The sequence below is a fragment of the Streptomyces sp. ISL-87 genome, from assembly GCF_018614095.1.
GTDB lineage: Bacteria > Actinomycetota > Actinomycetes > Streptomycetales > Streptomycetaceae > Streptomyces.
The window spans coordinates 15,788-40,632 of the sequence record NZ_JAGGOY010000016.1; the positions used below are offsets into that span (position 1 = coordinate 15,788).

Annotated in this window: 28 protein-coding genes; 2 read left to right on the forward strand and 26 right to left on the reverse strand. The window is 68.2% G+C overall.

Going from position 1 to position 24,845, the window contains the following annotated elements:
• Window positions 1-4: 4 nt before the first annotated feature.
• The 10 genes from J7I97_RS05315 to J7I97_RS05360 form a co-directional block, all read right to left on the reverse strand.
• Window positions 5-1,249: a lanthionine synthetase C family protein gene (locus tag J7I97_RS05315; RefSeq protein WP_214931225.1), complete on the reverse strand. Its 1,245-nt coding sequence runs from the start codon at window positions 1,247-1,249 to the stop codon at window positions 5-7.
• Entirely contained in the window at window positions 1,246-4,149 is a 2,904-nt protein-coding gene (locus tag J7I97_RS05320; RefSeq protein ID WP_214931226.1) for a lantibiotic dehydratase, read from the reverse strand. Before J7I97_RS05320 ends, J7I97_RS05315 begins: the two co-directional genes overlap by 4 nt.
• 81 nt (window positions 4,150-4,230) lie before the next feature.
• The gene (locus J7I97_RS05325; RefSeq protein WP_214931227.1) at window positions 4,231-4,413 is read right to left on the reverse strand and encodes an FxLD family lanthipeptide; all 183 of its coding nucleotides are present in this window, start codon (window positions 4,411-4,413) and stop codon (window positions 4,231-4,233) included.
• A gap of 62 nt (window positions 4,414-4,475) precedes the next feature.
• A complete protein-coding gene (gene fxlM / locus J7I97_RS05330) occupies window positions 4,476-5,681 on the reverse strand; it encodes a methyltransferase, FxLD system (RefSeq protein ID WP_214931228.1) in 1,206 nt (401 codons plus the stop codon).
• Between the two features lie 444 nt (window positions 5,682-6,125).
• On the reverse strand, window positions 6,126-6,551 hold the full coding sequence (locus tag J7I97_RS05335; RefSeq protein WP_214931229.1) for a DUF6082 family protein: 426 nt from the start codon (window positions 6,549-6,551) through the stop codon (window positions 6,126-6,128).
• Window positions 6,548-6,961 carry a DUF6415 family natural product biosynthesis protein gene (locus tag J7I97_RS05340; protein ID WP_251058498.1) on the reverse strand — a complete coding sequence of 138 codons (414 nt, stop codon included), beginning with the start codon at window positions 6,959-6,961 and terminating at the stop codon, window positions 6,548-6,550. Before J7I97_RS05340 ends, J7I97_RS05335 begins: the two co-directional genes overlap by 4 nt.
• Window positions 6,949-7,416 (reverse strand): LuxR C-terminal-related transcriptional regulator, encoded by a 468-nt coding sequence (locus J7I97_RS05345; protein ID WP_214931230.1) that lies wholly within the window; start codon window positions 7,414-7,416, stop codon window positions 6,949-6,951. The genes J7I97_RS05340 and J7I97_RS05345 overlap by 13 nt, the downstream gene beginning before the upstream one ends.
• A gap of 295 nt (window positions 7,417-7,711) precedes the next feature.
• Window positions 7,712-8,131 (reverse strand): hypothetical protein, encoded by a 420-nt coding sequence (locus J7I97_RS05350; RefSeq protein ID WP_214931231.1) that lies wholly within the window; start codon window positions 8,129-8,131, stop codon window positions 7,712-7,714.
• Complete coding sequence (locus J7I97_RS05355) at window positions 8,131-8,634, reverse strand: ATP-binding protein (protein WP_308369290.1); 504 nt, start codon at window positions 8,632-8,634, stop codon at window positions 8,131-8,133. The genes J7I97_RS05350 and J7I97_RS05355 overlap by 1 nt, the downstream gene beginning before the upstream one ends.
• A 23-nt stretch (window positions 8,635-8,657) precedes the next feature.
• Complete coding sequence (locus tag J7I97_RS05360) at window positions 8,658-9,173, reverse strand: hypothetical protein (RefSeq protein WP_214931232.1); 516 nt, start codon at window positions 9,171-9,173, stop codon at window positions 8,658-8,660.
• Window positions 9,174-9,571: 398 nt separating this feature from the next.
• Here J7I97_RS05360 and J7I97_RS05365 point away from each other — a divergent pair, with 398 nt between their 5' ends.
• Both J7I97_RS05365 and J7I97_RS05370 read left to right on the forward strand, forming a co-directional pair.
• A complete protein-coding gene (locus tag J7I97_RS05365; RefSeq protein ID WP_214931233.1) occupies window positions 9,572-10,438 on the forward strand; it encodes a helix-turn-helix transcriptional regulator in 867 nt (288 codons plus the stop codon).
• Window positions 10,435-10,677, forward strand: a complete 243-nt coding sequence (locus J7I97_RS05370) for a DUF397 domain-containing protein (RefSeq protein ID WP_214931234.1) — start codon at window positions 10,435-10,437, stop codon at window positions 10,675-10,677. The genes J7I97_RS05365 and J7I97_RS05370 overlap by 4 nt, the downstream gene beginning before the upstream one ends.
• Before the next feature lie 213 nt (window positions 10,678-10,890).
• Here J7I97_RS05370 and J7I97_RS05375 read toward each other — a convergent pair whose 3' ends face one another.
• The 16 genes from J7I97_RS05375 to J7I97_RS05450 all read right to left on the reverse strand — a co-directional run bounded on the left by J7I97_RS05375 (window position 10,891) and on the right by J7I97_RS05450 (window position 24,783).
• Window positions 10,891-11,325 (reverse strand): hypothetical protein, encoded by a 435-nt coding sequence (locus J7I97_RS05375; RefSeq protein WP_251058522.1) that lies wholly within the window; start codon window positions 11,323-11,325, stop codon window positions 10,891-10,893.
• Complete coding sequence (locus tag J7I97_RS05380; RefSeq protein ID WP_214931236.1) at window positions 11,325-11,831, reverse strand: hypothetical protein; 507 nt, start codon at window positions 11,829-11,831, stop codon at window positions 11,325-11,327. The genes J7I97_RS05375 and J7I97_RS05380 overlap by 1 nt, the downstream gene beginning before the upstream one ends.
• On the reverse strand, window positions 11,828-13,279 hold the full coding sequence (locus tag J7I97_RS05385) for a type IV secretory system conjugative DNA transfer family protein (protein ID WP_214931237.1): 1,452 nt from the start codon (window positions 13,277-13,279) through the stop codon (window positions 11,828-11,830). The genes J7I97_RS05380 and J7I97_RS05385 overlap by 4 nt, the downstream gene beginning before the upstream one ends.
• 35 nt (window positions 13,280-13,314) lie before the next feature.
• Entirely contained in the window at window positions 13,315-13,578 is a 264-nt protein-coding gene (locus J7I97_RS05390) for a hypothetical protein (RefSeq protein ID WP_214931238.1), read from the reverse strand.
• A complete protein-coding gene (locus J7I97_RS05395) occupies window positions 13,578-13,964 on the reverse strand; it encodes a DUF6238 family protein (protein WP_214931239.1) in 387 nt (128 codons plus the stop codon). Before J7I97_RS05395 ends, J7I97_RS05390 begins: the two co-directional genes overlap by 1 nt.
• Complete coding sequence (locus J7I97_RS05400; RefSeq protein WP_214931240.1) at window positions 13,961-15,397, reverse strand: ATP/GTP-binding protein; 1,437 nt, start codon at window positions 15,395-15,397, stop codon at window positions 13,961-13,963. Before J7I97_RS05400 ends, J7I97_RS05395 begins: the two co-directional genes overlap by 4 nt.
• Window positions 15,394-16,920 (reverse strand): SCO6880 family protein, encoded by a 1,527-nt coding sequence (locus tag J7I97_RS05405; RefSeq protein WP_251058499.1) that lies wholly within the window; start codon window positions 16,918-16,920, stop codon window positions 15,394-15,396. Before J7I97_RS05405 ends, J7I97_RS05400 begins: the two co-directional genes overlap by 4 nt.
• A 3-nt stretch (window positions 16,921-16,923) precedes the next feature.
• Window positions 16,924-18,552, reverse strand: coding sequence for a hypothetical protein (locus J7I97_RS05410; RefSeq protein ID WP_251058500.1), 1,629 nt, complete (start codon window positions 18,550-18,552; stop codon window positions 16,924-16,926).
• Window positions 18,533-19,843: a hypothetical protein gene (locus tag J7I97_RS05415; RefSeq protein WP_251058501.1), complete on the reverse strand. Its 1,311-nt coding sequence runs from the start codon at window positions 19,841-19,843 to the stop codon at window positions 18,533-18,535. Before J7I97_RS05415 ends, J7I97_RS05410 begins: the two co-directional genes overlap by 20 nt.
• Before the next feature lie 3 nt (window positions 19,844-19,846).
• The gene (locus tag J7I97_RS05420) at window positions 19,847-20,185 is read right to left on the reverse strand and encodes a hypothetical protein (protein ID WP_214931241.1); all 339 of its coding nucleotides are present in this window, start codon (window positions 20,183-20,185) and stop codon (window positions 19,847-19,849) included.
• A gap of 48 nt (window positions 20,186-20,233) precedes the next feature.
• Window positions 20,234-21,211: a bifunctional lytic transglycosylase/C40 family peptidase gene (locus tag J7I97_RS05425; RefSeq protein ID WP_214931242.1), complete on the reverse strand. Its 978-nt coding sequence runs from the start codon at window positions 21,209-21,211 to the stop codon at window positions 20,234-20,236.
• Window positions 21,212-21,220: 9 nt separating this feature from the next.
• Window positions 21,221-21,823, reverse strand: a complete 603-nt coding sequence (locus tag J7I97_RS05430; protein WP_214931243.1) for a hypothetical protein — start codon at window positions 21,821-21,823, stop codon at window positions 21,221-21,223.
• A gap of 504 nt (window positions 21,824-22,327) precedes the next feature.
• On the reverse strand, window positions 22,328-22,747 hold the full coding sequence (locus J7I97_RS05435) for a hypothetical protein (protein ID WP_251058502.1): 420 nt from the start codon (window positions 22,745-22,747) through the stop codon (window positions 22,328-22,330).
• Between the two features lie 211 nt (window positions 22,748-22,958).
• Window positions 22,959-24,011 (reverse strand): DUF2637 domain-containing protein, encoded by a 1,053-nt coding sequence (locus tag J7I97_RS05440; RefSeq protein ID WP_214931245.1) that lies wholly within the window; start codon window positions 24,009-24,011, stop codon window positions 22,959-22,961.
• 62 nt (window positions 24,012-24,073) lie between these two features.
• Window positions 24,074-24,493: a DUF6195 family protein gene (locus tag J7I97_RS05445; protein WP_214931246.1), complete on the reverse strand. Its 420-nt coding sequence runs from the start codon at window positions 24,491-24,493 to the stop codon at window positions 24,074-24,076.
• Window positions 24,490-24,783 (reverse strand): DUF4326 domain-containing protein, encoded by a 294-nt coding sequence (locus J7I97_RS05450; protein ID WP_308378341.1) that lies wholly within the window; start codon window positions 24,781-24,783, stop codon window positions 24,490-24,492. Before J7I97_RS05450 ends, J7I97_RS05445 begins: the two co-directional genes overlap by 4 nt.
• Window positions 24,784-24,845: the final 62 nt, after the last annotated feature.

Sequence of the window (24,845 nt, forward strand, 5' to 3'; positions counted from 1 at the left end):
GAGTTCACGCCAAGGCGAGGAAGGTGTCCCATGCCGGTGCGGACGCGCTGCCCGTGCCGAGGGTGTGTAGGGCGAGGGCCGCCCCGGCGGCTCCGTCGAGGAGTTCCGGTTCGTGGTCGCTTCGGTTGAGCGCGGTGATCAGATGGTTGGCCAGGCGCGGCAGTTCTGCGGTGATCTCGGGGCTGTCCGTCTCAGTGGCCATCCGCCATGCGGCGTGCAGCAGTCCGGCCATGCCGTGGCACAGCCCGATCTCGGGGAGCTTGGCCAGTTGCAGCGGATCGCGCAGCGTCGCGAGGACCGCGTTCTCGGCGTCTTGCACGCGTGCCGGGTCGCCAAGAGCGAGCCCAGCCAGCTGCTGGGCGCGAGCGGTGCCGCTGACTCCGTAGCACCAGGACGGCCGGGGACGAAGGCGAGAGTGGACCTGGTTGTCGGTCGTCTGCTGCATGGTGATCTGGCCCGGCCACCATGGAGCGGTCTCGTCGCTTTGACGCCAGTGGTCGGTCCAGGCGCAGATCCGCTCGACTGCATCGGCCATGCCCGGCACGGTCAGACCGTGAAGCAGGGCCTTGGACAGCACGGACAAGGTGGAACCGATGCCGTGGGCGAGCCCGAAGTTTCCGTGGCCACCGGGGTAGTCGGCGTGGGGTATGCCGGTGGGTGCGACGTCCATCCACCAGGGCGGCAGTGTGTCCGGGGCGGGCAGGGGCTCGGTCAGGCGTACCAAGTAGGCCAGGACGTCCTGAGTGATTTCGTGGTGGGGGTGTCGGCTCAGGTGGTAGGCGCCCAACCCTGACAGGCCCTGGATCAGGTCGAACTCTTCCATGGGGGGCCGCTCGGCGCGATTGATGCGCTGGTGGGCTGCGGCCAGTCGGTTCCGGGTGACAGTGAGGGTCGCCGTGTCCAGGCGTTCAAGAACGCGCAGGTACCGACTCGATGAGCTGGCCGCGCGGTGGGTGATGAACGCAAGGGCGGGGGCGCCGAAGTACAGGTTCGCGTTGGCCGCGGCGCTGATGTCGCCGTGCAGGGCAGCAACCATCCAAGTGTGCGCGGTGTCCCAGTCGCCGTGGCCGGTCCGGGCACGCTCGATGTGCAGCAGGGCGATGCCCGAGGCTCCTCCGGCGAGCGACTGTGGCCAGGACCGGCCGCCGTCGGGCCGGCCGCCGGGCCACACGGTGCTCGGGTCGGCCAGTGCACGGGCCAGACGGTCGGCGGTCGACAGTGCGGTGGAGGCGGGAGCTGCCGTGGTCACGATGTCCTCCGTGCTCGTGCCGTCCAGCTCAGGGCGGCGGCCCTGGCCAAGTGCAGGTGCGTGCGCTCCTCGGCCAGGTCCGGCCCGCGCATCCGGACCTGGTGGAGGTGAAGCAGGTCCGGCAGCAGATCGTGGGGGTGTACGTCCGCGTCCGTGAGCGCGCGGCGGTAGGCGGTCAGTGCCTCGCGCCGCGCGGACCAGGCCGCCGTGACGCATTCGCCCAGGCCCGAGGTGTGTGTGTTCACCAGATTGACGGCTTGGTGGTAGACGGCGCGGGGCGGAGCAGCCGGGGTGGTGCGGGTGTGTTCGATGAGCCAGGCCATCGCCGTAGCGCTGTCACCGAGCAGGCCGGTGGCGATGTCGACCATGCTCGCGGCAGTCACCGCGCGGGCGTCCGTCCCGCCCGACTCGGCCTGTGCCGTGAGCTGGGCCAGCGTGGCGGCGGAGTCGGCGGCGAAATACCGCTCGGCCGCGTCGATCGCGGTGGGGCCGCCGAACCGCGCGGTCTCCGGGTGGTAGGTCTCCACGCTGGCGTGGGTGATCAGGCCGTGGCGCCGGAGCCGTCGGGTCCACTCGCCGGTGTGCTCGAAGACACTACCCAGGGCTCCGGGCGCGTACGTTAGGCGAACGCGAAGGTGGTCGTCCGGGTCGCGGTAGCGGACGAACCACCATTGCAGGCCGTCCAGTTCTTCCAGCAGGGCCGGCAGGTGGCGAGTCAGGACGGCGTTCTGCCGGTCGCGGTGTCCGTGGAGCTGAAGATAGATCCGGTCGTCACATCCGGGCAGGTGGCCATGCTCCCGACTGAGGACGTGGCCCTGCGCCCGGACCGGGGCAACGTCTTGGTCCGTAGCAAGGGGGATGACGACTTCGTGTGCCCGGCCGCCGGTCCATCCCAAGTCCTGGGGCTGAGGTGCGGGGCGAAGCGTCACCTTGCCGTCGCGGTCCAGGTGCGTGCGCAGCAGGACCCGGTGGGAGGACTCCGTCAGGTCCAGGGCTATGCACTGGTCGGCCTCGCTCAGGTACACCCGCTCAGGCAGATGCACGTCACGGCGCCATTGGGCCAGCGTGTCGTCCCACTGCGGCCATGGTGTCGCTGCGGCGGGAAGGTCGTCGTGGGTGAGGAGCCAGCGGGCCGGGGAAAGGATCGTGCGCCCGTAGCGCAGCGCGGGCAGGAACGGCAGGTTGGAGGCGGCGGTGCCCCACATGAACCCGGTGCAGGGGACGGCGAGCGCGACGGGGGCCTCGGTCAGGAACCGGGCCAGCGGATGGGAGTGGTGGCCCAGGTCCACGGCGTTGAGCAGCAGGGTGTGCACCGGGCGCCGACGGGAAATCGAGACCAGATGCAGTCGTTCGGCGTCGGCTGTGACCGCCAGGTCCGTCACGGGGACGAGGCTGGTGTCCGGGCTTTGGTAGTCGCCGAGCGAGATGACCAGATCGGCCGCCTGTGGGGCGCGCGCGACGTTCTCAGCGCGTAGGGACAGGGGGGTGGAGCTGATCTGAGCGACGAGCGAGTCTTGGTGCACTCCGGGCAGCCCGGCGTACACCTCGGTCATGCGGCGGCGGTCCGCGTCGTCCAGCATGCCCAGGAACCGACCGGCCGTCGCGCCGGCCGAGCGTGCCACGCCGACGACGTGCAGGGTGAACTTGCCCTGCTGGAGGTCGGCCACGCTCGCGGCGTCGATGCGTACGGTCAATTCGGTGCTCGGTTGCACGGGGTGGCCGGGATTCGTGGTGGCCAGATCTTCCAGCGCGGCATCGTCAAGCTCGACTTCAAGACGGTGCCGCATCCCGGCGGCGTGGGCGAGTTTGATGAGTTGGCCGTCGCGCTCGGGCAGTGAGGTGGATGCTGGCGGGGTGGTGGCCCCGAGCGAGCCGGGCGGGTAACCGAGTGCGTCGATGGCGTCCACGACGGGGACGATCGCTCGCAGCCCGTACCGTTCCACGAAGCGGCCGTGCCACTCGGCCCAGCCGGTCAGCGCCGCTCGGGGAGCGAGGCGGGTGAGAGCCTTTGCTGCCGCTGCCGCTTCCTGGGCCACCGCCTCGGGTACGGTCAGGTCCCAGTCCACCCGCAGGTCGAGCGCGGGTCTGGGAACCTCACGTATCTCTCCTCGCTCGCTGGGAGTGAGGTGCTGTGCGTGGTGGAGAAGACCGGCAAGCGGGTCGGTGACGGTCATCGCCGGGCGGAGACTGGTGAGGAGGACTCGTTCCTCGACCAAGCCCGAGAGGAGCCTGTCGATCGCGGCGGGCGGCGCGCTCGGGAAGCTGGCGGAGAGTTTAGAGGCGAGGTCGCCCCACAGGATCGGGGTCCCCGCGCTGTCCAGAACTTCTCGTATTGGTGCGGTCAGACGAACGTGCATGTGTTCCGGCCCCCCGGTGGCGGTTCCGCTCGGGCGGTGCTCGATCACCACGTATCCGTCGCGTTCGACAGCGAGAGTGGAAGCCAGCAGCATCAGGTGGGGCCGCAGCATCGGGTGCTGCTCGAAACGGTCGATGAGGGCCGTGCTGATTGCCGCGTCAGGTCTGGCGACGGCTTGATGTCCGGTGCCCACGCTCAGCGCGGGCGCAGTGCCTATTCGGGCGGCTGCGACCCCGGCGAACAGACCGAACGGGGTGGCGCGCGTACGAGCCCGCAGCAGATAGCGCAGAACGGCGAGCACGGTACGTCGTACGTCAGGCGATGGTAGTGATCGGCCGGCACAGATCTGTTCCACCCGGCTCGCGAGGTCCGGACTGGCGGCCGTGACGGCCACGGCGAAATCAGTGGCTTGCCAGATCTGTTGCAGCCACGCCCGCCACGACATCGTGTCCGCGGACGCGCTGATGAGATCCGGCCAGACCGTCTGGTGGTCGGGGTGCCACGCAGCCGCCCGGACCAATGCTGCATCAACGTGGCGATACATACGCCCCTCCTGTGGCGGCGCGGTGAGCCGCGCCCATGGGCTGGGCGCGGCCGGGCACCGCGATGAACGCGGGCGGACTATTTACGGGCAGCTCACGCACGCCGTCGCGCACGTGGAGTTGCAGCCGTCGCTCGTCAGGCGGATGAGCTGTTCCGCGGCGGGGCCGCCCTCGACGATGGTGATGTCCAGGTCGAAGCCGGTGAGGTCCTGCTGCTCGGCGGCCGGCTGCGCGGGTGCAGCCGGGCGCTCCATCTGAACGGTCATGCATGCCTCCTTGGGGCAGTGGGTGGTGCGTGGCCCGGGACCCGAGGCGGGTCCCGGGAGTCTTAGTTCCAGGCCACCGTGACGACGCCGTGGCGTCGCAGTACGGCGTCCTGGGGCAGGGGGGTGGGCGCGGGGCCCGGCAGGTACCGGAACGTCGCGGCTCCCCGGTGGCGGTGGTCCTGGGCCCATCGGCGGAGCACCTTCACGTACTCGTCCGCGAGCGCTTCGGCCCGCGGACCGTGGGCGATCACGCCGCTTTCGAAGCCGCCGGTGTCCTCGTTCTCGCGGCGGGTGCGGTAGGCGATGCTGTCCTCGCTCACCAGGGCGGGCACGCCGTACAGGGCAGACGCTTCCACAAGGCCGCTCTCGACAACGTCCTTGCCCGCGTGCAGGCGGGCAACGCGCGACAGGTTGAGCGTGAGATAGAGCTCCAGTTCGTCGGGCAGGTCGTACGCCGCTCCGGACCAGCGCTCCAGCCTGGGGGTGTCCAGGGCCTTGTTCAGTGCCTGGGCGTTGAGTGGCACCCGTACGTCGTCGGTCTGCAAGGCAACGTCCTCCCGCAGCATCGCCTTCCGCTCCTCGGCGGCGCCTTCACCTTGCATGGGCACGAAACGGGCCAGGCCGTACGAACGGCTGACCAGACCGTCACCGTCGCGGTCGAAGGCGATCGAGCGGGTCGTGCCGCACACGGTCAGGGGGACGACGAGGCGGCCCGTCTTTGTGAGCCCGTCGATCCACGACCGGGGGATGTCCCACGCGGCTGCGGTGACGACGATCCGGTCGTATGGGGCGCCGTCGGGGACACCGCTCTCGCCGTCGGCGAGGACCGTCTTCACCTGGGTATATCCGGCGCCGTCCAGGCACAACCGGGCGCGGTCGATGACGTCGCGGTCGATGTCGACGGTGGTGACCTCGCCTTCGCTGCCGACGAGTTCCTGAAGATACGCGGCGTTGACGCCGCCGGAACCGATCTCAAGGATCTTCATGCCGGGCTCGATGCCGGCCTGCTCCAGCATCACGGCCTGAAGGTGGGGCGCGGACATGACGCTGATGTCCAAGCCGTGCTCATCCTTCTTGACTGGCACGGTGCTGTGCAGGTCGTAGGTGAGTTTCAGAGGCGCGTCCGGCGCGAACAGGTGGCGTGGCACTACGGCGAAGGCGGCGGCGACAGGCTCGGACCTGATCCCGTCCTGATCGCGGAGTGCGCGGACCATGTCCGCGCGCAGAACGTCGGGATCGCGGACGGTCGAGTCATCAATGGCAGTCATCCGGTTACCTACTTCTGTCAGGAGGTTGGTGCTTGCGGCGCCCAGCTCGGATTGGGGGTCAGCGAGGACGCTAGCCAGGGCCCCATGTCTCGCGGGCGGATACGCGCCGCCTGGAGGGGCGCCTTCGGAGTTCGGCTGAAAAGCAGTCTCGAAGACCGTCTCTGTACTTCGTCCTCTCGTTCATGCGATCGAGTGTGGGGAGAGGAGGGAGGGGCCTCTCCCCACACGCTTCATCCGGCCCCGAGCCTTCTTCCAGGTCCGGTCGCCGGGTGGTGCACCCGTCCGCCGACGGCGGACGGGCGGTTGAGTGGGCCGGCCGCTGGGTCCTCCACAGAGCCAGCCGGGGCGCGCACGGGCGCCACCTCCACCGAGGTATCGGTCTCGGGTCCTCCGCGCATAGGCACGGACGTCCTCACGACTGGGGAGGAGACCCAAGTTCTTGGGTCAGGCGACGGCGGCGCACTCGGCGGCCAAGATCGCGTTGAATGCCCGGTCCGTACGGTCGCGCGCCTCCTCCTCCCGGAAGCCGCCGAACCTTTTCCAGTAGGCGCGGGCGACGTCACGGTCCATGAGCCACGTCGCCTGTGTCCGCAGCGAGCCCTTGTCGAGCAAGCCGACGCGGAACTTCACGGCCAAGAAGCTGATCAACCGGTTGGCGTGCAGGTGATTCGCGTGCTCGCCGTCGGGCAGTTCACCCCCGGGCGGCGTCCAGACCGCCTGCAACTCGGGGTTGCCTGCCAGCTCTGCGATCCACGCCTGATGCATCTGCGCGGCTTGCAGGGCGTTCTGCCGCCGGCTCTGCCGCTCGAACAGCAAGAGCCCTGCGACTCCGACTGCGGAGGCAACGAGAACGGAATGGGAGGTCTTCATCGAGAACCTTTCGTCGTAACGTGCTGCGCTTGCGGGCGCGCTGAGCGCGCCTGTTCCTCGGTGACCCGCTCGACTGCGCGGTAGAGACCCTGGACGAGGCGGGCGAGATTCTGGGCCCGGTGCCCGGCAGTGCGGGGCGTGCCCGACGGGGGCGAGAGGTAGAGCCGCCGGGAGGCTTCGTTGAGGGTGGCCTGCGCGCTGATTCCGGCGTCCGAGTCCACGGGGATGCTGAGGACCAGCGTGCGCAGGCCGTCCGCGACGATCCGCCCCTTCTCAGTGAACTGCTCGACCATGTCCAGCGCGACATCGACGGCCGGGAGGTCGGGTCCGGCCAGGTCCCAGGCCAGCGCCTTGTCGACGTTCGACAGAACCTCGACCTTGTCCGGCGCGACGGGGGTCAGCGAAGCCATGCGGTCACCTGGTCCGTGGTGAGGATCTCGAACTCCCACGCTCGGGTGATCAGGTGGGTTCGGTTGCGGGCCTGGAGATTCGTAAGCAGTTCGCGGCCGTCGGCGCGCACGTCGGCGACCGGCCGGTGCAGCTCCGCGGCCATCTGAGCGGGGCCCATGCCCCGAGCGATGAGCGGTACGAGGGCCCGCTGTTCGCTCGGCAGGTACAGCGCCTCGGGGTCCAATAAGCACGGTCGGGCGATGGCCTCGATGGCGTACCCGACGGCGACTGCGGCGGGAGTCTCGCTCACGCCGTGGAGCTTGTTCTTCGCGAGTTTGAGGTAACCAGTAGCAGTGCCCTCGCGGATCGTGAGGTCCTGCGCGACCTTGGCGATCGGGTCACCGGCGGCCAGGCCCTGGAGGACCTGTCGTTCCCGCGACGTGAGGACGACCTGCGCGACGCTCCTGGTGGTCACTGCTCTACTCCTCGGCGGGCGTGTGTGATCTGGTGGCATAGCGCGGCAAACCGCAGCTCATCGACGGCCATCAGGTGCTCTATGACGGGGGCCGACCGTCGTCCGTATCGCATCCGGTACAAGGCGGCGACGGTAAGCCCGGCGAGAGCGGCAAGGGCGATGCGACGGTGGCTCCGCACGGTGCTGGGCCGCTTCGGCTCCCCGAGGGGGATGTATGGAGCCGTGTTCTCCCAGCACCGGGCGAGGGGCCGGGCCGCAAGGGGACGCGGCCCGACGTCTTCGAGAGGAGAGCGCGTCATGAGGCGACATCTCCCAACTGGTCGAGGAGGGTGAGGATCGAGCTTGCGAACCGCACGAGGTGACCGTGTACACGGTCGGGGCTTGGTCGCTCGACGCTCAGGTACGCCACGGCGCACAGCTGATCCATCATCCGGGACTGCTGCTCCAGGGGGTACGGCTTGATGAGGAGCGGGACTACCTCCACGAGCTTGGTGGAAGTCGTCCTCAGACGGTCCGCGATGGCTGCACTTCTGCGGAGGGAGAGGCGGACGGCGCCCTCGCCGAGGATGGTCTCCAGGTCGTCGTAGAGCTCGTCAGTGACCGCCTCAGAGGCAAGTGATCGCCGCAGGCCGAAGTGGACTCGGCCCTTCATCGCATCGTCGTTGACGAACGTGCCAGGTAACGGCGAAGCCGTCTCATGGATGACGGCGGTCATCACGATCGCCCCGCGGGTACCCGGAAAACACACCACGTCGTTTCGCCGTCGTCGCTGGCGCCCCAGTCCTGTGCGAAGTGAGCGACCATGAGCAAGCCGCGGCCCGATTCGTCGTCTTCTCCGGCGGGGCGCATCGTGGCCGGGGCCGGATTCCCGTCGGTGACCTCGATCCGCAGCTCATCGGCCGAGTACCGAACTTTGAAAGTGATGTCTCCGAGTGCGTGCTGGACAGCGTTTGTGACCAGCTCCGAGACCGCGACCACGATCTCCTTGGCCAGTTCGCCGGTCACGTTCCAGTACCGCAGGTGTGCCGCCGTGATCCTTCGCATGCGGGCGACGCGGGTCTCGTCAGGGGTGAACGCCACCACGAAGAGGCGGGCGCAGGGCTGTGACAGCAGTTCCGATGCGGCCGTTGTGACGGCTGCTGCGGCAGTCAACGGTGGACCTCCCAGGTGGGCGGTGCGGGGGGCGGGCGCAGTATGGGTCGTCGCGTCGCGCACCACCGCCGGCATTAGGACCGGGGCCTTCACAGTCGCCCCGCATCAGCCGTCGGAGCGACCACCGCCACGAATGCACGGTGCAGCTCGAACCAGCGCAGCTCCTGCTCGTACTCCTCCGGGTGTGGGCTGATCAAACTGGCGGTCGTCACGACGACGCCGTCCGCGTAGCCGGAACGGATCTGCTTCCGTACGAGGCTCCAGCCCGTGCGCAGCTCAGGGTTCGGGCTTCCGTAGGGGTCGGTGAAGATCCGATCTTCGCCGCCGACCTCCCAGGCGTTATGCACCGCGAAGGCGGCGCTCGCCTCCAGGGAGCTGGTGGGCCAGTAGCCGCCGACGGACAGCGCGTAGCGACAGACGCGTGGCACCCTGCCTTTGCCACGGACCTGCGCAACCACATCCCGCAGGTTGTCGCACCGCAATGCAGCGAGCCGTGCGTGAGGCTCGGGCTCGACCCGTAGCTTGTCCGGGTGCCACTTCGCGTCCCGCTGGCGCTCCACGTCCATCCAGTCGGGAGCCCTGCGGGTGGTGATGCTCTGGCGCATTGCTGGCCTCGGCTCTCAGGGGGCAGTGGGGGTGCCGGCGCGGCCTGGCCCCCGAGATTGCGTGGGTGAGCCCCTACGAGGGCCAGACAGCGCACAAGCCAGGGGCGTACGCCCCGAGGGGCCGACGAAGACGACTCTCCGGTTCGGCTTCCAGAACTAGCTTGCTGGGCGCGCTAGTTAACATTCAAGGGAAACCCCGAACGAGCACTAATTGGCATGTGACAGTTAGCGGGCAGGGGGTGTTGCAGAGAGGACAGGCCGTGCCAAACTCCGGACATCTCCCTCTTCCTGACGGACAGATACCTCGATCAGGGGGACAGGAGCTTCGATCTAGTGGACAGCACACCGAAATAAGGGGTCAGGTGGCGGCACGACGGGGACCGACGTATCTGCGGGTCATGCTCGGCAAGGAGCTGCGTGAACTGCGTGAGCGGAAGAAGAAGTACGCTGAGGAGACGACTACACCCGACGGCGGGGTGGACTCCTACACCGCTGAAGCTGTCTCCACGAAGCTGGGCTTCTCTCGATCGAAGCTGAGCCGTGTGGAAGCCGGCGAGATCCCGTTGCCTAAGCTGGCAGACCTCGAAGCGCTGATGGACGAGTACGACGTCATAGAACCCAGTGACCGCGACGTCCTCCTCCAGATGCAGCGCGATTCACTCAAGAGCGAGCCCCTGACGACCTTCAGGAACGTGCTCCCCTCGGGGATGCCGCGCTACCTCGGCCTTGAGCGCGAATCCGTGCGCATCCGGGGCTTCGAGAACAACGTCGTCCACGGCTTGCTCCAGGACGAGAAGTACGCGAGCGCGCTCATGGGCTCCGCCAAGGTCGTGGAGGAGCGAACGACCGACGCGGTAGAGCGAAGCGTGTTGGCTCGGATGGAGCGCAAGAAGCTGCTGGAAGGGGACCGCGAGGTCCACATCATCCTGACCGAGAACACGCTGCGCACGAAGATCGGCAGCCCCGAAGTGATGCGCGCTCAGTATGCGGAGATCATTCGCCTTTGCGAGCAAGACAACGTCGAGGTTCAGATCATCCCCGAAGACCTGTCCACCTACCGTGCCGGTTTCAGCTTCACGGTGTTGGAGTTCGATGAGCTGGACGCCGTCGTCCAGAGCGACGGCTACAGATCCATCACCATGTGGTCGAAGCCCTCCGATGTTGGGCAGTACCAAAGGCAGTTCGATGCCATGGTAAAGGCGGCGCCGGGGCCCTCCCAGACGCCGTCATTCCTGATGGAACTCGAAGAGAAACTATGGAAATGACTGATCACACGAAACCCGTTCCCTCCACGGAGTTCGCGCCGGAAGGGTCGTGGTTCAAGTCGTCGTACAGCGACCAGGGCGGTGGGAACTGCCTGGAGGTTGCCGACCGAGGCGCCGAGGTTGGCGTCCGTGACTCCAAGAACAAAAAGGGCCCTGCCCTGAGCCTCCCCCGCGTCACCTTCATGGCGTTCATCGGCACGGTGAAGTCCGGCGAAGTCGACCTCGGGGTGATCGACTAAACGCTTCGTCCTGCGTCAAACGGAATGTGGTGTGGTCCTCCCCAGGGATTTTGGGGAGGACCACACCACATTCCGTGTTCATGGTGCCGCCCTGGTCACGGAGCCACAAGGGCGCGCGCCGAGCGCACGTGCGAAAGCTGACGTTGTCCCCGTGTTCGGCCCGCCCGACCAGACGGCCGTGTCCGCGACGGAATCCTTGGAACGCCTCAGCAATCAGATCGCTGGGCTCTCTGGTGCCTCCGGTGGGACGGCTTCCATCCCGGCTGTGCTGCGGCTGTAAGCCGACCACTGACGCGATTCTGTCTGGTGCACGTCTTGGTGAGTCTCCTCGGGCCGGACCTCGGCGGTGTCCGGCACCGCGAGCTTCGTGAACACCTGCTCCGCGCGGTCCAGGGTCAGCCGCATGGCGCCGTACCGCCCCACCGAGTATCCCGTGCGATGCCCGTGCAGATGCAGCTCCTCCACGGCCTGCACCCCGGCGCCGACCTCCGGCGCATCATCCGGTGGAACGAAAGCGTGCAATTCTTCCGCCCACTCCCAACCGAGATCGCGAAGAACGGTTCGGACCTCTTCCTGCTCCCACCCGCTCCGTGCCACCAGGCCGCGACGGGGCTCCATGGCGAAGACGATGTCGGGGTTCGTGATCATCACGCCATCTCCCCGACGCGTTCCGTGGACCTCGGTTCGTCGGCATCGCTGGCAGCCTCTTCGGGCCAGGCGGCGAGCTGGAAACGCGCTGGGCGGTCTTCGTGCCGGCCGACCCGGCACTCGTCGCCGGCCTTGCCAAGGGCCTTATTCATCCGCGTGAGAAACCGGTCGTACTGCTCATGCCATATCACGGTCGAGCCCGCGTCCGCGTACGCGTCGGTCCGGGCGAAAGCCAGGGCCGCGATCTCGTATCCCAGGCCCTCGTGCTTCTTCCAGCAGGGCGGGATGACGTCCTGCGGCTGCCAGGCGTATGCCGTGTTCAGCCAACGGCATACCGAGTCGAGCCATGCGGGGATCGACGCGAGCAACTCGGCGGATAGGGAACCGAGATCCCACGGGGAAGGGCCGTCGAGCACGGACTCCTCCGCGCTTCGCTCCGCGATGTACTCCAAGATCAGTGCGGGCGGCTCGGGAAAGGGCTTGAAGTGCGCAAGAGGGTTCGTCATGCGGCAGCCGCTCCCTCTCGGCCAGCCCACGCGGCGGCGTGCGCCGTGGCCTGGTTCTTCTTCGCTGTGGCCTGCCGGGAGCGCTCTGCCTCGTTCGCAGCACGCAGCTCGCGGACGTGACCCTCGATCTCGGCCCATGAGTCCCAGGTCCACATGCCGTCAAGGCGGGTGACGAGAGGCGGGAGGTTGTCCGCGAGCACCAAGGCGTGACCTTCGGGGAGAGACCTGATCTCGTCCCCGCGCAGAACGGGTTCCAACGCCATATGTGTGGCGGTCGAGTGTCCGCCGCGGTCGCCCCCGCTCGTGGTCTTCGTGGTGCGCTCCCGCTCGACCTGCCCGCACAGGTCGGACATGTCCTTGAGGAAGTCGGGGTCCTTGGCTCCGCCGAAGACGACGACGTGATTGGTGAACGACGCCAGCTCGTTCGCTGTGTCCTCACCGAAGCGGGCGCGGGCCGACGCCCAGCCTTGGAGGCCGTAGATCACTGTGATGCCTCGGCCCCGGCCGTCAGCGACGCGCTGACGAAGCGAGGGGATCGGCGCGATGTTCGGCGCCTCGTCCAAGGCGGCCAGCAGGGCCGGATCGAGCCGCCCCGCCGGGGACGCGATGGCGTGAGCCTCGGCGATGTCTAGCAGGTCCTCGGCTATCGCCGTGGTCAACGGAGAGACGGTGTTCACCTCCGAGTCCTTGCCGAGAAGGTAGATGGTGCCTTCTGCGTCAAGGAACTCGTGGAAGTCCGTAGGCTCCTCCCCGTCCCCTTGCAGAGCACGGATGACCGACTGGTGCATGAGGGGTTCAAGGGCCGCGTCGAGGGTCGAGGCGGTGTTGCCGACGGTACGGCTGTCGCCCGTGGTGGCCGTACGGAGCATGTCCGCCCAGCCGGGGCCGGCGCCGGGGTGGGCGTTGAGGATGCCGACCGGCGCGGGGTCGGTCAGCTTGCGCGCCCACTTCAGCACCCAGTCCAGGTTCGCGCCGTCGAGAGCTGCGGCGTGGAGGAACGCGGCGAGGATCTTTGCCGCCTGGCCCTTGTAGAAGGCGCTGCCCTCGCTGGACTGTGCCGCGGACCCGGGGGTCCGGGAACCGGCGACGAACGCCTTGGCCCTCATCATCGCGACTTCGGTTTCGGACGCGCCCGTGATCGGCGTCCAACGGAACTTGGGCAGCGAGGGGGCGATGTTCTGCGGGTCGAAGACCATGACCGGCCGACCATCACGCCGCCGCGCATCGAGGGTCAGTTCCACCAGGTCGGGCTTGGTCGAGGTGGCGAGGACCGGACCGGCCCAGTTACGGATGGTCGGAGCGAAGAACCGCAGCGTCTTTCCGCTGCCCATGGGGCCGATGACCCGGCATGCCTTGTCGGCGCGGGACCACAGCTCTACGCCTTTCGGGCGTTGCGAGGTGCCCAGCGAATAGCCGAAGTCGTGTGGATCGAGGGGCTGGTGGCGCATGACGTGCTCCGAAGCGAGGTGGGGTGAGGGGCGGGTCAGGAACCGGCGGAGCGGTTCTTCGCGAGGCTCACCGCTGGCGTGCGGGCGGGGTGGTCTTCACCGCGGGTAAGGGACGGGCGGATCTCCGTGGCCTTGAGGATCGCCTTGGCCGACATCTGGCGTTTGAGCTGGGATTTCGCGGCGAATCCGGCGTTGCGTCGCCCCCGGTTCGTCAGGACCCAGATCGTCATCAGGGCCACGGCGCACACACCGGTCAGGGCGTACAGGGCCAGGGAGATCGCGCTCGGCATGAACTCCATTACTCGGCCCTCCGCGCGACCCGGGCCGCGAGGTAGCGCATGCGCCGGCCGCAGAGACGGGAAGGCGACGCGTCGGGTCCGGCACAGCGCGGCGGGGCCGTGTGGAAGGCGCTGTGGAGGTCTTCCGCCGCCCGCCAGATGTGTGTGACGGCCATGCGAACACGGCCACCGGCAGCGGAGTAGTCGCCGTGGTCCAGCACGGTGGCCAGCGCCTTCGTGCGACGGGCGAGGTCGAGGGCATCGGCGTGCAGCTGGTCGATGTCCTGCCGCACCGCGTGCTCGTCGGCCCGGAGCGTGGTCTCGTCGGTGGTGATGGTCATGGAGGCTGCGCGCTCCGAATCTGCGTGGAAGGGGTCGGCGGCGGAGAGGTGGCGGGACCTGGTCATTTGGCTTCCGGGGAAGTGCTGGTGAGGTCCGTCATCGAGCCGGAGGAGAAACAGAGGTGCTGCTCGGCTTCGACCAGGAGATGCTGGACGCCGGGGTAGATGATCTCTCCGACCTTCCAAAGCGCGATCCCGCGCCGCAGGCGCATGATGTGTTCCGCCGTCCAGGACGGGAGCCCGAGCCGGGCTACCGTCGCTTCGGCCTCGGATTTCTTCTGGGAGTAGATGACGATGGTGTCCGCCATCTTCAGAGCGGCTTGGGTCTCCGGGCTGTCATCGATGTCCGACAGGTGGTGGACGATGAAGATGCAGCTCAGCCCATAGCCACGAGCGAATTTGAGGAACTTCTCCAGCAGTGAAGCGAGCTGGGGAGTCCCGAGGATGTGCCACGCTTCTTCGCAGACGAGGATGCGCTTGCGCTGGGTGTAGCGACGGCAGCGTGATTCCGGGTTCGGCCCGAGTTCCCAGGCACCGGAGTTCGCGTCGACCACGACGCGTTCGTGCTGGCTGGGCTCCGTCCCGCACTCGCACAGCGGGCGCAGCCACACCTCTTCGAGGAAGACTGAGATCACGGCGACGAGGATCGTCATGGCGACGCCGCCGCTCGGCACCTTCGTGAGGTCGAAGACGATCATGTCGGCGTCGAGGTCCACGCCGAGGCTGGTCGGTCCGTCGAGCATTCCGGTGAGGTCGCCGGTCGCGTCCTGCTCGCTGCCGCAGAGCCGGTCCAGCACGTAGGACGCTTCCAGGCCATCACCGAGGAGTTCGTCCCGCGTCCGCTGTTTGGCCGTCGCGTCGGATTCCTCCGGGGACCGGAGCGCGGCGGCGACGTCCGCCAGGACTGGCGTGCGGCCGAGGTCGGCCGCACGCTGGTGGGCCCGGCGGATTGCGATGCGCAGTGCGGAGCCGGCGAACTCATCCAAAGGTTTCCCGAGCCCGAGTTCGACGATCGTCCGTACCAGTTCGATCTGCCGTTTGCCCGCGATGGCGGGGTCCATCGGGTTGATGCAGGAGGCACCGCGCCCGCCGCCGGGGGCGAACTTCACCGGTGCCTTTCCGGTCAGCGAGCGGCCGAGGGCGGCCCACTCGCCTTCTTCCCTCTCCTTCTGCTCTTTGGTGTCGAGCACGACCACCTGACGGCCGAGCCGGATCTGTCGCGCGGTGTAGGTCTTGGTGAGTGCCGACTTTCCCCGGCCGGTGTCACCCATGACGATCATGTTCCCGCCGGGCAGGCCGTCACCGAACGCCGAGAAGGGGCAGTAGATGAACGCCTTGCCGCTATACAGCTCCCGGCCGATGATCGCGCCCGCTGTCCCAAGCGTCGGCGGCGCGATGGGGAGGTACAGGGCCTGGCTGGTGGTCGTCTCCGTGTAGAGCGGGCGGCGCACCGTCTGGTGCATCGGGGACAGCGGAGCGAGGTCGAGCAGGTCAGTCACTTGATGCCTCCGGCGAGGGGGAGGGTGGTGGAGAAGGCTCGCGCGTGTTCGAGGTCGAGCCATTCGATCCGGAGGTGGGCGTTGCGGGCACGGGAAGCGGTCGTGCGCTTCGTGCGCTCCAGCTCCTCGGCGCTGCGCGAGGAGATGGTGATGTAGCCGACGACGGCGGACCCGGCCGCACCCGACGAGGCCAGGGCCATGCCTCGCGAACCGGTGGCGCTAGCCGCGATCTGATCGCGGGGGTCGATGTTCTTGCCGCGCTGACGGTCCCGGTGCATCTCGGCCTGGTTGTTCGTGTCCTCCGCGAGCATTCGTTCCACTGCCTTGTCGTTCGGCTCAAGCTGCTGGGTGATCGAGATGGTGCGGATCACGTCGGGCATGCCGATCAGCAAGGGCGACAAGAATTCCGGGCCGACGGGCGTGGTGGGCCATCCGACGACGGCCGCCGTGGCGTGGAACCAGCTTTCGATGGACCCTGCGGCGCGGGTGGCGACGTGCGCTCCGTGGCGGACATCGACGTTGCGGGGGAAGGCGTGCGCCTGCGGAAGGCCGGTGTCCCAGATGGCGTGGTCCGGGTCGTAGCTGTTACGGATGAACGCGGTCATCCGGCCCTCGTCCAGAGGTGCGATCACCGACAGGTCGGCGTCCTCCGCGCGGGACCACAGTTCTCCCAGGTACGCGGCCATCGCGGCGGCGACCCCTTCGTCACCGGTGCCCCGGGCAGCGCCTTCGGCCGCCAGGTCGCGGGTGAAGCGCGCGTGGATGGTGATGTAGTAGCGGTGCTCCTCCGCCGAGGTGGACACGGCGTTGGCGAGCACGTCGTACGAGTCCTTCAGCCACTGCGGAGCGTCAGCCGTTGCCGCCGACTCGTCGCGCTGTGCGATGAACCGCTGATGGGCGTAGGGGTCGGACTTCATCTGCCGGGCGAGGACCTGAATCCGCTTGACCGGGTGTTCCTCAACGTTGCCGAAGGCATCGAGGAGTTCGCCCCAGCGCTCCAGGGCGACAATCTGTTCCCCGACTTCCTTGCCGCCCAGGCCGGGGGAGGCGATTTCCAGTGTGGCTGTGACGCAGCCGGCCTCCGGCTGGAGGACGACGACGGCCTGCTGACCGCGGACCGTGACCGGCACCCACGTCATGCCCGCGATGCCCTCCGGCTCCGCGAGGGCTGCATCCGGCGGGGTGCCGTCGCTGCCCACGCCGGCCTCGAAGGCCGGAGAGACCCACACGCCGCCGGTACGGCGAAGTGCCTGGCGGTGGTAGCGGTTGATCCTCCACCAGCGGTAGAGCGTGCGCCGCTGGGACGTGCCCTTCGGCCGGTACGGGGCGTACACGATCACGAGGGCGAGCAGGATCGGCACGACGAGGCACGTCGCCGCGATGGCCGTCACGCCGCTGAAGAGGTAGCCGAACAGGATGCCGGTGGCCGCACCGCCACCGAGAACGACCTGTTCGCCGAGGTCGCGGCGGCCCACCAGGCCCGTGGGGCGGTGCTTTCCGAACTGATACGTACGAGTCGACATGGGTCACTGATCCTTGGTGGGGGTCGGCCGACCGGGTGTCTGGCCGCCCGACGGCCGCGACGGCGGCGTGGGCGTGACCGAGGGCCCGGAGCCCGAGGTGGTTCCTGATGCGGAGGAGGGGGAGGAAGTCGTCGGTGCCGGAGAGGGCGCCGCCGCGGGAGCCTGCGATGAGGGCGGCTGTGCCGTACTCGGTGCTCCGCTGGTGCCAGGTGGACGCCCGGACGCTGCGTGGCTGCCGGCAGAGGACGAGTCCGGAGGCGAGCTGACGACCGGGCTGGAGGTCGCTCCCTCCGGGCGAGCAGCGGCCGGTGCGCCGGACGATCCGGCGTGGTCGTCGTTCCCCTGCTGGCTCTGGGGCTGTTCCGAGTCACCGCCGTTGGCGGCGTCGGCGCCCTGCATGCCGGGGGAACTCGTGGCCTTGTTCTTCGCCATGTCGACGCCGGCCTTGGCCACGGCCACCCCTACGGCGACCGGCCCGGCCACGGCCGTGCCGCCGCCCATCTTTGCCCCAGCGCTGCCCGCTGTCTTCGCGCTGCCGCCGACCAAGGAGTCCTGCACATGGCTGTTGATGGCGCGGTTCGCGTGCTGGCTAGGACCGTCGATCGCTGCCGCCGGGCCAGAGGACTGGGCGGTCTTCCGGTCGTGGTGGAGCTGGGCCATCTCGTCGCCGAAGGCGGGCACCCACTTGTAGAGCGTGGCGCTCGCGAAGACGGCAAGCAGGAGGATCAGCGCACCGACCAGCGTCTTGGAGACCGCGTCGGACATGCTGCCGGAGGTGTCGCTGAGGATCGCTCCGCCGAGGCCGAGCAAGGCGAAGAGCACGGGCTTGCTCAGGCCGATCGCGAAGAGGGCGCCGAACCACTTCTTGCTCTTGCCCCACAGATCGCGGTCGACGAGACCGGCGTTCACGATGGGGCCGAGCGCGACGGCCACGTAGATGGCCGCGCTACGGATCAGCAACTCGATCCACATCAGCAGAGCACCGAACATCATGATCAGGTTGACGACCAACAGCTGACCTGGGCCCTCCGTGGGGTTCGCTGCCATCACCTTGAGGATGTTCTCCAGGAAGGGCTTGAAGTTCGCTGTCGCGTACGGCTCGAACACGGCCGTGACTTCGTCAATCGCTTTCATCAGCAGGGCAATCGCACCCGGCGTCATCGCGTTGACGACGAACTGAAGGAGCAGGAAGCCGACCGCTTCGGACACCGCCGTGGTCACGGCGACGCCGCGAACTGCCCGCTTGGCTACGGCGATCAGCCACAGGGCCACGGTGAGCAGGCTGGAGGCCGCGAAGATGATCGCGTACTGCTTCAGGAAGCCAGCCGACGTGAGGTCGATCTTCGTCGTGTTCTGGATCAGCTCCAACATCTTCCTCAAGAACCAAATATTGGCCTCGGTGAGTTTCTGGAGCAGGAAGCCCAGGGGGTCCTTGACGAAGTCGATCGCTGCCTTCGCCTCGCACACCATCGGGATGTAGCAGAACGGGTTGGCGACCGCGGACGGGACCAAGAGGAAGCCGATGATCAGGTTGACCATGGCCACCGTCTGAAGGCGCCGCCTCCAGCGGCCGGGGGTGCCCCGCTCGATGGTCAGCAGACCGGGAGCGTCGTCACGCAGTCGCAGGCGCATTGCTGGCACCCCCCACGTCCGCGAAGCTGTCGGCCGGGTCTGCCTCCTGCATGGTGGGCGGCGACGGCACGAGCGGTTCGGACGGCGTGACGGCCGTCGTCTTCCAGGTGCCGTCCTCCCAGACCAGGTCCACGGTCATCCGGAGGAAGGCGACCTGCGGGCGCTGTGTCTCGTCCTTGCCCGCGACCCCGCCCACCGACGCGGTCCACAGTTCGATGCTCGCGGCCTGGTCGGAGTAGGAGATGGCGCGGGTGGCCAGAGCCGCCGTACGCGTGATCAGTTCACTGCCGTCAGCCGCCTTGCCGTCGGCACCGACCCCGCGGTTCTCCACGACGAGCCGGGCCGTCGAGTCCGTATCCGAGGTGACCGAGTGCAGCACGCTCGGTGCTGCGGTGGCCTTCAGCATCCGGTGCCGCCAGTCCTCATCGGTGAAGAACCGGGGGTCGCCGTAGAGCATGGTGGCGCTGACAGCGGCGGCGCGGGCGCCGTGCTCGTCGCGTCCGTACCCCGCCGGGAACCCGTTCTGGCCGGCCGCACCGCTCAGAACGGGGTCTTCTGCAGCGGTCGGCACGTAGCCGGAGAAGTCCCGCGCGACGTTGGACGCCTGGCGCGCGTCAACCGGGGCGACCAGTCCGGTCGTGCTGGCGCTGGACCTCACCTTCCAGTCGTTGGACTCCCACGTGAGCGTGACCGTCACCGACTCGAAGCCCACCTTCGGCGCCGCGTGCCCGGCCGCGCTGCCGCGGACCGTCGTCGTCCACAGCCGGACCATGGCCCCGTGGGCGTCGAAGCCCAGAACGTGAGCGGAGAGCACACCGGTACGGGCGATGGCCTGCCCGGCAGAGACCTTGGAGTTGTCGCCCCGGAGGGCATCGGCTGCCTGAGCGGCGGCCAGGTCGGCCTTCTTCTCTGCGGACTCGGCGCCACCCTGGGTGGCCATGACCGACACGGCGCGATGCCGGGCGTCCTTGTCCGTGAGGAAGCCAGCACTTCCGCTGACCGTGGTGTAGTTGGCCGCTGCCGCCTTCGCGCCAGCCTGCGTGTGCGGGTAGCCCACCGGGACGCCGTGCACCACGTGTCCACGCTCTCCGCTCGCCTGCGGGGCCGAGTGGGCGGGCGATGACGCCGAGGGGCCAGGGTCGGACGGGTTGCCCGTGGCGAGGCTCACGAACACCCCGGCCACGGTTACGACGGCGGCCCCACCGGCAGCGATGCCCCAGAGCTTCGCCGACGGCCGCTGTGCTCCGGCCGACGCGGAGGAATCGTTCCTCCTACGGAATCGGGAAGCCATGGGTCACACACCCATGCCGTACGTGATGCCGAAGATGGTGCCGAAGGAAGCCACGAGGAAGACGCACGCCAGGCCGCCGACCATCATGCCCTTGCCGCGCGAGCTGTCCATCGTGCTGTGGCCCTCACCGAACCAGCCCTTCGACTTGCCGACGCCCGCGAGGAACGCGCCGGCCCCGACCGCGAGGACGACGGCGGCGACGACGCCGAGGATCACCTTCACGGTGCCGCCGAGCTGCCCGAAGGGGCCCCAGTCCGGCTTCACACCGGACACGACGTCAGCTCCGGCGGCGAGGGTCGTGTGCAGGGAAGGATCAGCAGCGGCAGACAGAAGGTTGTACATTTTCAGTCCCTTAGTGCTTTATATGGTGAATTGGATGTTTTGTGGTGATTAGCCGACGTGCCGCATCGCGATGATCTGCGGTGTCCAGTAGCTGAGCGGCTTGATCCGCACCTGGGCTCCTGTGTGCGGGGCGTCGATGACCTGGCCGTCGCCGATGTACATGCCGACGTGCTCGGGCCCCGCGCTGCCGGGGACGCTGAACAGCAGGTCACCCGGGGCGAGTTGGGAAACGCTCTTGACCGCAGTTCCGGCGTGTACCTGGTCGTAGGTGACGCGGGGAAGGTTCACGCCGGCCGAGGCCCAGGCCATCTTGGTGAGGGAGGAGCAGTCGCATCCGCCCTGGCCCTTGTAGGGCGAGACGCAGTCGCCGCCCCACTGGTACCAAGTCCCCAGAGCCGTCTTCGCGGCGGAGATGGCGCGAGCAGCACCCTTGCCCGCAGGCGCGTCGGGATTCACCGCCGCCGCCCACTTCGCGGCCAGTTCGCGGATCTCCTTCACGTAGCCGCGTGTCTCGGCGTACGGCGGGACGCCGCCGTACTTGATCACAGCCGGTCCACCCGCGTTGTACGCGGCGAGCATGTTGTCCGTGGAGTCCCCCGGCACACCCTTGACCTCTGTGGCCAAGGTGCAGTCGTACTTCGCCTGCGCCGCGATGGCGTCGGCCGGGTTGCGGATGTCCTTGATGCCGTCGCCGTCGCCGTCCACACCGTGCACAGCCCAGGTCGCGGGCATGAACTGAGCGATTCCGAGAGCCCCCACAGGGCTGGTCGCGCCGGGGTCGAATTTTGACTCGGTGTAGAGCTGAGCCGCCAGGAGCGAGGCCGTGACCTGCGGACACTCGCCCGCGTGCTTGTTGATGAGCTCCCGGACCCAGCCGGGAACAGGAGCGTCCGTCGTGATGCCGCCGCCCGGACCGGCCTCCTGCGCGGAAGCGCTGTCCGCCCCACCGAAGGTGGTCAGCAGAGCGACACCCGATATGGCCGCTGCCGTGAAAAGTCCCAGTCCAGCTTGTGTTCCCTTGTTCATGGCGCCCCGTCACGCCCAGGGCATGGCGGTGACGCGCCAGCCCTGGGAGGTGTGCTCCAGGCGCAGGGCGAGTTGTTCGTTGCTGTGCCGTTCCTCCCCGGACTGCGGGGTGGTCGTGAGGTTGTAGCCCACGCGAATCAGGGCGGAGGACTGCGTCACGGCCGGTGCGCCGTCGGGGACCACGACAGAGGTGATCCTGACCGACTGGCGGGCCTTCTCGGCCCGCAGTGCGGCCCAGGAGGCATCCTGGCTCGGCCGCTGCTGGCCCAGGATGCTCACCAACTCACCCGCTGCGAGCTTGGCCGCGCGAGCGCCGGCATCGGCGTACGAGCCGTCCTTGCCGTCACGGGCATCGTGTTCGGCGTAGGCCGTGGTGAACGTCCGCGCGGTGCTCTCAACGTCCTTCGGCAGGGCGGTGCTTGGCGGCGACGCCGGGCCTTCCGTGCTCGGAGTGGACGTCGCGGGGATGCCCGCCGAGACGGAGTGAGGTTGCACGGTCGCGGTCTTGGGCGGGCCGTCGGTCGAGCTGGAGCAGCCGGTCGACAGCGCGGCCAGAGAGCCGACGACGCTGATTGCGGTAGATATACGTATGAAAGGGCTGGATCGAGGCATGCGGGAACCACAACCTTGGTGCAGGGGGTTTTGAGAGATCGGGTGTTGCGGTCCCGTGGAGGTGCGAGACCGCAACACCCCTTCGCAGGGGAGGGGGGACTCGCCCTGCGGGCTGTTACCGGCGACTGCCGGAGTATCAGAGGAATGGATCAGGGCCCGTGCGGCGGCTAGCCGTGGTGCTCCTTGAGTGCGGGAGCGCTGGGCGGACCTGTTTGTTGTCGATCCTTATGTCCGTACGGGATATCAACCCGTGGCGCAGCGCAGAGGAATGGGTTCGTGGCTGAAGCCGACAACACTCATATCAAGGCCATCAGCCCTCTCTCAGAAAAGGGGGAGATTCGATAAGCGAATCCCCATTGGCCAGGAAGTGCCGTGTGGCGTTGGCCGTGCCCAAATCCTCGCAGGGGTCTGCGGACAACTCGAATCAGCAAAAAAGTCGGAACCTAATTCTAGGAATTAGGTTCCGACTTCTGCGATAGGGGCGAGGTTTCAGATGGTTTGGCTCTACAGGGAGGCGTGGCGCAGGTGCTCGATGGCAACGCCGAGCCAGGGCGCAGCCGGGCCGGCGAGAAGCAGCGGGGCACACACGGTGTACGAGAGCACGACTTCGGCGTGTCCCGCCGTGACCGCCGACAGGAGAGAGTGGTCGAACGGCAGCCAGGTCGGCGAACCAGATGGCCTAAGTCGCACTCCGATGGAGGTCAGGACCAAGCGAGCCGGGGTGTGGTCACGCCACTGCGGTTCAGCGACAGCTTCCGCCTCTCGGTGCCGCCGGGCGTCGAGCTGGGGGTTGGGTACCCACCGCCGGCCGAACGTGGGGTGGTCCTCGAAGTACCCGGCCGATCGCGGAGACACGACGTCGGTTCCGTAGAACCGGGCGGCTGAACACATCACGTCCGCAAGGGCGAGCTCGCCCTCAGCCATGGGGAGGTCAGCCACCTGGACCGGTGCAAGTTCGCCACCGTTCTGGAGGTAAAGCGCGAGCGCGGACGCTGCTTGCACGCCATCGGGGCGGACAGTGTCCTCCGCCCGGCTCTGTCGGCGTCGCCACATGGTCTTTCCCTTCTGATCAAGCGGACCGTTCACGGCCCGCGGCGAGAGGCCACAGCGGCCGTGAGCCACCTATGAGATGAGATCACCACAGGGCGCTGGAGGAACCGGCGGGAACCTTCGCGGCCTCGTCCTCCTCTTCCTTCAGCCGGACCAGGAGGACGCCCAAGCGGTCGTTGCTGATCGGCTGCTGTGCGCGGACGGCCTCCTTGACCGCGTCACGACTGATCCGTCCGGCCTGCTCGGAAGCGGCCCGTGCGATCGGCAGCAGGTCCTCCAGCCACTCGTCACCGGCCTCCCGGTCCTGCGGGAAATCGGCGTCGTCCGGGACGGGCGATTCTTCGCCGTCCGCACGGGCGCGGACCGTCTCCGGGACCGAGGACCCGGCAGTCGTGGGGGGCGGCGTCGCTGCACCGCTGTCCGCGAGGACGGCGGGCAGTCCGTCCGCCTTGTCCCGCTCCTCCTCCGTGCGGTCCGCCGCCGCGGACGGACACGCACTCGGATCATTCGAAGGAGACTCGCCGCTCTGAACGGTCCCGTGTTTCCGCAGGTCAACGACGGCACCAGCAGCGCTGTCCGCCGCGGACGGACGAGCCGCGATGCTTGGCATTCCAGTTGTCGTCGTGACCTCCAGCGGACGAGGCTCCGGCGCGACGGCGCTGCTGTCAAGCGGCGGCACGTCTTGGCGGACCGGTCCCGGACCGTTGTCTGCACCGTCCCGGACCGACAGTTCGGCGGTCCGCGCCATCAGGATGTACAGGTGCACGGAGCCCGCCAGTGCCAGCGGCGCGAGCGTCGACAGCACACCGACGACACTGTCCGTGAGGTGCAGCGCGGACCGTCCGGCCTGCGGACCGTGGTTCAGCGTGATGGCGTGCAGGGCGTTCGCCCCGAGGCTCGCCCCGGTGGCAGCGAGGAAGAGGAACCAGGCGTACAGCCGGGCGCCGAAGGGTCTGTGACGCAGGAGCACGATCGCTCGCACGCCGTACGCAATAAACCCGTCGATGAACACCGGGAACAGGTAGCTCAGCGTTTCCCGCGCGTGGATCGCGATGGCGATCTGCCGTAGCGCGTCATAGGAGAACGCGAAGCCGGCCGCGCCGAGCAGGATGATCGCTGTGCGGTCCCAGGCAGTCATTCCGCGCAGGCTGAATGCGCTCTGCGGTTCTGTCTCCGTCGGTCCTATGGGTTTGCGAGGCATCAGAGGTTGCCTCCGTTGCGCGTGTCGATGGACTGCCAGGCCGGGGTCTGAGAGAGCAACTGCCCGAGCTGATCCAGAGACGTCACCTCGTGCACGTGCTGACTGGGGCAGCTCGCGCACGACACCCGCAGCAAGATGCGTTCCACGCCGTCCTGATCGGTGTAGTACAGCTCCAGATGCTGACCCCCGACGGTGTCGAGCGACGCGAACGCCTGGAGGTGTTCCTCGAAGGAGAGAAGCCCCAGCACCTCCCAGGTGAGCGTGACCGCTTCGGCGCCCAGGAGATGGCGCGCGTACTTCGACGCCGCGGTGGTGGACCTCGGCCCCCAGGTACGGAAGGCGTTTTCCCGAGCGGCAGTGCGCCGCTCCTCGGCCGCCATGAGGCGCTTGGCCGCAGCGACCATGATCGGGTGACTCATCGGGTGCCTTCCAGGAAGTAACGCGTGCGGATCGTGTCGCCGGCGCCGGATTCGTTGGCGATGTGGAGGAGGACGTCCGCGTGACACGGCGCATCGAGAGGGCATGTGCACATCAGGTCGAAGCCGCGTAGTGCTCGGGCGAACCGGTCGGCGTAGCAGCGGCCCACCGGTCCCCGGAGCGTGGCGGCGAAGAGGTCCACCGCCTCCGCCGCGTCCATCGGCGGGCCGAGCGGGGACGGACCGCGGTCCCCTGCCCTGAACGGATTCGCGTATCGGCTGCGGGGCCCCACGTATGCACAGGCTGTGGACAACGCTGCGGCGTCTTGGAACGCTCCGTGAAGACGGACGGGCA